Consider the following 6,584-nt stretch of genomic DNA (forward strand, 5'->3'; position numbering starts at 1 on the left):
CCGCGGACCGACGCGCCGCCGTGATCACCCCGCCTCTACACCCTCAAATGTGATGAGCCCCCTTTCACCATCGTCGTCCTCCTCGTCAGCGTGTTCATGGTGCCCCTCGTCCTCCCCTTCTGACCGACACCACGCGCCCGCCGAGGAGTGCACCCCGTCACGGTTTCACCCGCCAAAAAAGTGACGCCGCCCACCGACGGGTTCAGCGACTTCACTTCTCAACCTCGCGCAAGGATGACGGCGTTCCGAGCTGGCGGCGCGCGAGACCGGATCGAAGTGCGTATGCACTCGGGAAGCCCGCAACGCCGGATTCAGAGCGCTGGCGACGACCTCGTTGCACTCCAGCACGCTTCTTTGCGTGACGCACCGAATTGCCTCTGACGGACGCATTGTGATTATCGAAACGGGTGTCTACAATCAGAGGATTGCAATCGCGTCGGCGGCGCACAGGTCACAAAGCAAAAATGAGCTGGAGGCCGACAGCAGTGCAGTCGCTCGCTCACTGCGGTAGCGCAGCGTGCGCTGGACGGGCGATCATGCGTAACCGCACCCTGCCAAGGAGCACGCCAGTATGAATATTTCTGAGACCGACCGCTCCCGCGCCGAGGCGCCCGCAGCGTCCTGGGCCATCACTGGGGGGGAGGTGTTGCGCGCTGTCGCTAGCGGGCCAGAAGGCCTGACGGAAGGCGAGTCCGAATCCCGTCTCGCGCGCGACGGTCGCAACGAATTGCCGACTCCGCCCGAGCCGTCCGTCTTCAAGCGTCTGCTGGCCCACTACGCTGACGTTTTGATCTACATCCTCATCGTGGCGGCCGTGCTGAAGGCGATTAGGGGTGACTGGGTCGACTTCACCGTGATCGCTGTTGTGATCGTGGCTACTGGGCTGATCGGCTTCATCCAGGAAGGTCGTGCGGCGTCGGCGCTCGCGGGATTGCGCAAGATGCAGTCGTTGAGCGCGCAGGTACGGCGCGACGGGACCTGGGGAGTGGTCGACTCCGCGACCATCGTCGTCGGTGACGTCGTCCGCGTTCGTAGCGGCGACCGGGTGCCGGCGGACGTCCGGCTGTTAACCTCCGGGCGGCTGCAGATCGACGAGTCTGCGTTGACAGGCGAGTCGGTGGCCGCCGACAAGAGCGATGAGATCGTGGCTGCGGATGCGGGCATCGGGGACCGAACGTCGATGCTCTTCTCAGGGACGATCGTCACGGCGGGCAACGGCGAGGGCGTGGTGGTGGCTACGGGGCGGGACACTGAGATCGGCCGTATCTCGGTGCTCGTGTCCGAGCAGGACCAGATGGACACCCCGCTCGCCCGACAGCTCGCCCACCTGGGTAAGCAGCTGTCGATCCTCATCGGCGTGCTCGCCGTTGTCATGTTGCTCATCGGCTGGTTCGTGCACGGCCTGGATGTTGATGAGCTCATCTCGGCGGCCATCGGGTTCGCCGTGGCTGCGGTGCCAGAGGGACTGCCCGCCCTGGTGACGATCACGCTAGCGCTCGGCGTGCAGCAGATGGCTAAACGCCACGCAATCACACGCAAGATGGAGGCGGTTGAGACCCTCGGCTCCACGACGACCATCTGCTCTGACAAGACTGGGACGCTCACTCAGAACGAGATGACCGCCCGGACGGTCGTCACGGCAGTAAGCACATACACAGTCGAGGGCACCGGCTATGACCCCGTGGGTCGGGTCGTCAACTCCGACGGCCAGACCGCCGACCTCGCCGTCCACCCCGACCTCTCCGATCTCGTGCTGGCCGCCGGTCTCACCAACGACGCCCATGTCGAACAGACGGAAGACCGCTGGCGGGTTGTCGGCGTGCCGACCGAGGGAGCCCTCGACGTCCTGGCGGCGAAAGCCGGCGCAGCCACCGGCGCCGTGACCCGCGTCGGCGCGGTGCCGTTCGAGTCAACCCACAAGTTCGCAGCCACCCTCGACGAGCTCCCGACCGGCTCAACCCCCGACGGCGTGACCCGATTCGTCCACGTGGTCGGCGCCCCGGACCGCCTTCTCGACCGAGCCGACACCGAGCGCTCTGCCGACGGCGGCACCGCACCGCTCAACCGGGCGGCGTGGGAGGAGCGGATCGACGCACTCTCGGCCAAAGGACTGCGCGTGCTGGCCGCAGCCACACGCCCGGCCGACGGTGTCGACAATATCGTGCTGGGCGACCTCGATGGCGGCCTGACTTTCCTCGGCATCATCGGCATCGTCGACCCACCACGCCCCGAGGCAACTGCGGCGATCGCCGAGGCCCACGCTGCAGGTATCCGCGTGAAGATGATCACCGGCGACCACCGCGGGACTGCGACGGCGATCGCCCGTGAGCTGGGCATCGCCCCAGCGGAGGGCGAAGTTCTCGCCCTGACCGGCGCCGACCTCCAAGCGATGGACGACGACGAACTCCGCCGGGTCGTACGTGACGTGGACGTTTACGCTCGTACCTCCCCGGAGCACAAGCTGCGGATCGTGCGCGCCCTGCAGTCTCACGGCGAGGTCGTCGCCATGACCGGCGACGGCGTCAACGACGCCCCTTCGATCACGCTCGCGGACGTTGGCGTGGCCATGGGCATCAAGGGAACCGAAGCGACCAAGGAAGCGGCGGACATCGTTCTCGCCGACGACAACTTCGCGACTATCGAACGCGCTGTCGAGGAAGGCCGGCGGATCTATGACAACATCCGCAAGTCCGTAGTCTTCCTGTTGCCAACCAACGGCGCGCAGGCCCTTGTGATCATCGCTGCGGTCCTGGCGGGGATTGCTCTGCCGCTTTCCCCGGTGCAAATCCTTTGGATCAACTTGGTCACCGCGCTCACGTTGTCGTTGACCTTGGCGAGAGAGCCCGCAGAGCCAGGCATCATGCGGCGCATGCCGCGCTCAGCGACGGAGCAGGTCCTGTCGTCGCGGGCGATCGCCGTCGTCCTCACCGCCTCGGTCGTCATCGGCGTCGCGACCTTCGTCGTTTACCTTCTCGAGCGCGACCGCACCGGCGATTACGCCGTGGCGCAGACGTCCGCAGTCCTGATGCTCGCCCTCGGCCAGCTCGCTTTCCTTTTGAACTGCCGTCTGCTCAACGGTTCCGCGTTCACTGTTCGGGTACTTACCGGGAACCGCAACCTGTGGATCTCGGCCGGCCTGCTGATGGCTCTGCAGATCATGTTCACCTACGCGCCGTTCATGAACGACTGGTTCGACTCAACCCCCATCGGTTTCCACAGTTGGGCACTGACAGCTGGCCTGGCCGTCGGCGTTTTCGTGGTGATGGAAGGTGCCAAGGCCGTCATCCGACGGATTGGAAACCGCACGCCGCGAGAGCAGGGAGCACTGCCCGCAGGAAACGCGACGCATCGGGCTTGACGCTAAGCCTGTATCCACCGGTCGACGTGAGATTCTGACGGCTCGTCAAACCGAGAACGCTCATCTGATCAGGTGCAATAGGACTTGTCTAGAGCTCACTAAGGCTGCTCAGCAGCTCTGGACGTCATAGCCTGAACCCATGCGCGCAACTTTGATTGATGAGCGGGATGTCACGGAGGAGATCCATGACGCGGTGTTCCGCGTGTGGGGCCATCTGAATGGCGATGGCGCGGTCGCAGTGTATGAGATGGAGGGCGCCAGCCTGGTTGAGACTATCGACTGGGCGCGCGCGAACTTTCGTGAGGCCTGGTCCCTTTCAGCCGACATCCGCGGGTCGGACCGAGTCACAGCGGTGTGGCTTGTGGGCTCTGACCCGTCCGACCGCGCGGACCGTTCTGTCTAGATCGTTCTCCAGATTAGGTAGTTGTCACAACACACCGACAGCCGATCAGGTGGGTCCGAATGAGACCGTCACCCTGGTCTCCACTCAGGTTGTCACAGACAGCGTGACCACCTCTTCTTGGCAAGGCTGCGCAAGCCGCCGTGACGGCTCGCGCGCCTCGAGCACCTCGCCATCTCGTTTGCGATCCCGCTCATCGCACGACGATGGTGGTTGTCGCGAGCCGGGCGAGAACCTGTTCACTGGTGGAGCCGAGGAGGAACCGTGCCATCGCCCCGCGGCGGTGCGATCCGACTATGGTGAGGCGCGCGTGCGCCGCGACACGGTTGATGAGGAGGGCCGGTTCGCCCCGTTCAACGACCAGTTCCAGTCCCAAGTCCGGGTACTTCGAGGGAAGCCCACCAACAGAGCCGGCTAGCGTTTCCGCGGCCATGCGGTGCATGATGCCCAGGTAGTCGTCGGGGTAGGACCTGAGACCGAGAGGTACCGTGACTGGCGACCAAGCGCTGACGGCGGTGAGCACCTCTGCGGACCGGTCCGCCTCGGCGGCGGCGAACGCGATGGCGGCCTCGGACACATCTGCTCCGTCGATGCCGACGACGACCCCGGTTCTGCCAGTCAGGTCCAGGTCGGGTACGTCGGCGACCGGACAGTGTGCACCGGCGGTGATGCGGATCCCGTGCGGGCCGCGCGCTGGCCCGGTCTCTGGGCCGCGGTAGTCGCTTCCGATGACCAGCAGAGCAGCTCCCTTGGAGGCGTCGATGAGCTGTTCCACCGGTTTGCCCCGCCCGATCCGCGTCTCGACGGGCACGCCGTGCGCTCGGACGCGCTCAGCCTCCCGATCGAGAAGGCTTCGTGTGAGCTGGAGGGCCTCCTCGATGACTGGTCCCTCCCCGCGGACACCTTTCGCGCGGCCGATGATCGATACCAGCTCGAGCCGGTCACCACGCGCTGCAGCTCTCTCCACGGCCCAGTCCACGGCCCGACGAGACGCAGACGCATCCGTCACACCGACAACCAACTTCTCATTCATGTTGCACTCCTTCTCATCGAACGGGTTCTCAGCCCTGCGTCAACGGCAGATCGGCCCGACGCCGCATCCTCCGTCACGTCGGGCTCCGGGCTGGACAAAGAGGCTGCTGCGCGGTCGAAATGAAGAATCGGGGCGCCGCCGAGGCTGCGGAGCACTGTGTGCAGCGGGCCTCTGTGGAGCTGACCCGAGACACGAGTGGACGGATCCTTCGCGCGAATCTCGCCGACCAGCCGGCAAAGCTGCTCCCTGGCCTGGGAGGCGTGGCAATTCCGTTCGGCGATGGTCTCCCATGCTCGGTCTTCGACGACGCGAATGATACGGACGCCACCGCTTGTGCGAGCAGCGCCAGCCCAGGCGTCCCGAACGGTCTCCGGCGGTTCGCTCTCTCCGGTCAACAGCACGACGGCCCCGGCATCCATGGGACGAGTCGGACAGCCATCTTCAGAACGCGATCGGAGGGGTTGTCCGTGTGCAGTGCTCATGGGTCTCTGCCTCCTTCTTCTACTATCCGGGGGCCAGCCCGGCGCACGTAGGGCCGGAGGTCCTGTTGGCGGGGCCTCCAGCTGTTCCGGTCGAGCACGGCCGGCGGGATCGAGGTTGGGCTGCGAGGTGGTCAAGGATTGCAGGTCTCGCACCATTGCGGGTCGGCGAGGGTTGAGGTGCGTGGTCGGGTGTGGGTGGTGTCGCAGGTGCTGCAGGCGTGGATGTCGGCGGCGGGCAGATGCGTGGGTTGACCGCACGTGCCGCAGGGGAGTCCGGGGATGGTCTTTACTCGCCCGTATCCGGGGCTGCGGCAGCCGGGGCAAGGGGTGGAGAGGCGCCTGGCCATGCGGGAGCAGAGATCTCGGAGGATGTCGGCGCGGGCGGGTGAGCGATGCGCACGATAGTCCGGCAGCACCGACACGGGCACGTTCTGGTCGAGGAGCCGGTTGACGGTGATCTCAAGTTCGGCCGGGCTGTGGGTGTCTTTGTGGGCGTGGGATCCGTGGTCGTGGTGGGCTTGCACGATGACGCCTTGGTGGTGAAAGCCGAGGCTGGTGGCGTAGGAGAGGGCTTGCGCGCTGGTGAGGATGTGCCGGCCCGGGGGCAGGGGGAAGCTGGCGGTGCGGGATTCGACAACCTCGATCCCGCGGTCCTCGTCGAGGAAGAGGACGAGTTCGTTGTGTCGGGTACTCCACCCGTATTCGGTGGTGAAGCTGCCTTCGCTGGCCAAGCCTGCTGTGAGGCCTGCGGTGCGGATTCCGAGGCGCGCTTTGGCGCGCGCGGTTTCTCGTGGGGGGAGGGTGCGAGGAATGTCGCCGGCGAAGGTTCCGAACTGGTCAGTGTCGATTCCGGCCACGCCGAGAACTGTGGCGCCGAGGATTGTGTGGAACGGGCCACGGGCGAGATGTTCTTTGCCGTGCATGGTGGCGAACGCGATGACGGCACCGCGGTAGGGGTGCGGGGTGGGTGTCATTGGAAGTAGTCAGGTCGGCTGACGTAGGTGTCGGTGGCGAACATGACGCCGCTGCAGCTGGTGAACAATTCCCGTGCTGCGGTGATGAGCTCTTCGGCGCGGTCGGTGGGGAGGACGGTGATCAGCATGGTGAGGGTGTCGTAGTCGTTGAACAGCAGCGCACCGGAGTGTTGGCCGTGGTGGCCGATGCCGGAGACGCCGGAGACGGCGGTGTAACCGGTGGCGCCGGCAGCGGTGATCAGGGCGCGGACCGAGGGGGCGTCGCGGCCGGGGACGACGAACTCCACCTTCGTCATTTGGGTCAGTCCGTGCATGAGCGGTTCTCCTTGCTGTGTGT

5 protein-coding genes are annotated in these 6,584 nt (G+C 65.8%); 2 read left to right on the forward strand and 3 right to left on the reverse strand.

Annotated features, from left to right (window positions below):
• The first annotated feature begins 571 nt into the window (after positions 1-571).
• Both IPV09_RS13845 and IPV09_RS13850 read left to right on the forward strand, forming a co-directional pair.
• Positions 572-3,358, forward strand: a complete 2,787-nt coding sequence (locus IPV09_RS13845) for an HAD-IC family P-type ATPase (protein ID WP_207475923.1) — start codon at positions 572-574, stop codon at positions 3,356-3,358.
• Between the two features lie 139 nt (positions 3,359-3,497).
• Positions 3,498-3,761 (forward strand): hypothetical protein, encoded by a 264-nt coding sequence (locus IPV09_RS13850; RefSeq protein ID WP_028495563.1) that lies wholly within the window; start codon positions 3,498-3,500, stop codon positions 3,759-3,761.
• A 190-nt stretch (positions 3,762-3,951) separates the two neighbouring features.
• Here the strand turns inward: IPV09_RS13850 and IPV09_RS13855 are convergent, their stop codons facing one another.
• From IPV09_RS13855 to IPV09_RS13865, 3 genes are all read right to left on the reverse strand, one after another.
• Positions 3,952-4,791 carry a universal stress protein gene (locus tag IPV09_RS13855; protein WP_207475924.1) on the reverse strand — a complete coding sequence of 280 codons (840 nt, stop codon included), beginning with the start codon at positions 4,789-4,791 and terminating at the stop codon, positions 3,952-3,954.
• A 613-nt stretch (positions 4,792-5,404) separates the two neighbouring features.
• A complete protein-coding gene (locus tag IPV09_RS13860) occupies positions 5,405-6,247 on the reverse strand; it encodes a DUF6671 family protein (protein WP_207475926.1) in 843 nt (280 codons plus the stop codon).
• Positions 6,244-6,584 (reverse strand): hypothetical protein (locus IPV09_RS13865; RefSeq protein WP_242681655.1); only part of this gene is annotated, 341 nt, incomplete at its 5' end. The genes IPV09_RS13865 and IPV09_RS13860, both read right to left, overlap by 4 nt.

The organism is Tessaracoccus sp. SD287 (genome assembly GCF_017355265.1).
Lineage (GTDB): Bacteria > Actinomycetota > Actinomycetes > Propionibacteriales > Propionibacteriaceae > Aestuariimicrobium.

What these genes read in the sequence shown, in the direction of transcription:
- IPV09_RS13850 (WP_028495563.1), top strand. Translation starts at nt 3,498, where the DNA reads ATGCGCGCAACTTTGATTGATGAGCGGGATGTCACGGAGGAGATCCAT.
- IPV09_RS13855 (WP_207475924.1), bottom strand. Translation starts at nt 4,791, where the DNA reads ATGAATGAGAAGTTGGTTGTCGGTGTGACGGATGCGTCTGCGTCTCGT.
- IPV09_RS13845 (WP_207475923.1), top strand. Translation starts at nt 572, where the DNA reads ATGAATATTTCTGAGACCGACCGCTCCCGCGCCGAGGCGCCCGCAGCG.
- IPV09_RS13860 (WP_207475926.1), bottom strand. Translation starts at nt 6,247, where the DNA reads ATGACACCCACCCCGCACCCCTACCGCGGTGCCGTCATCGCGTTCGCC.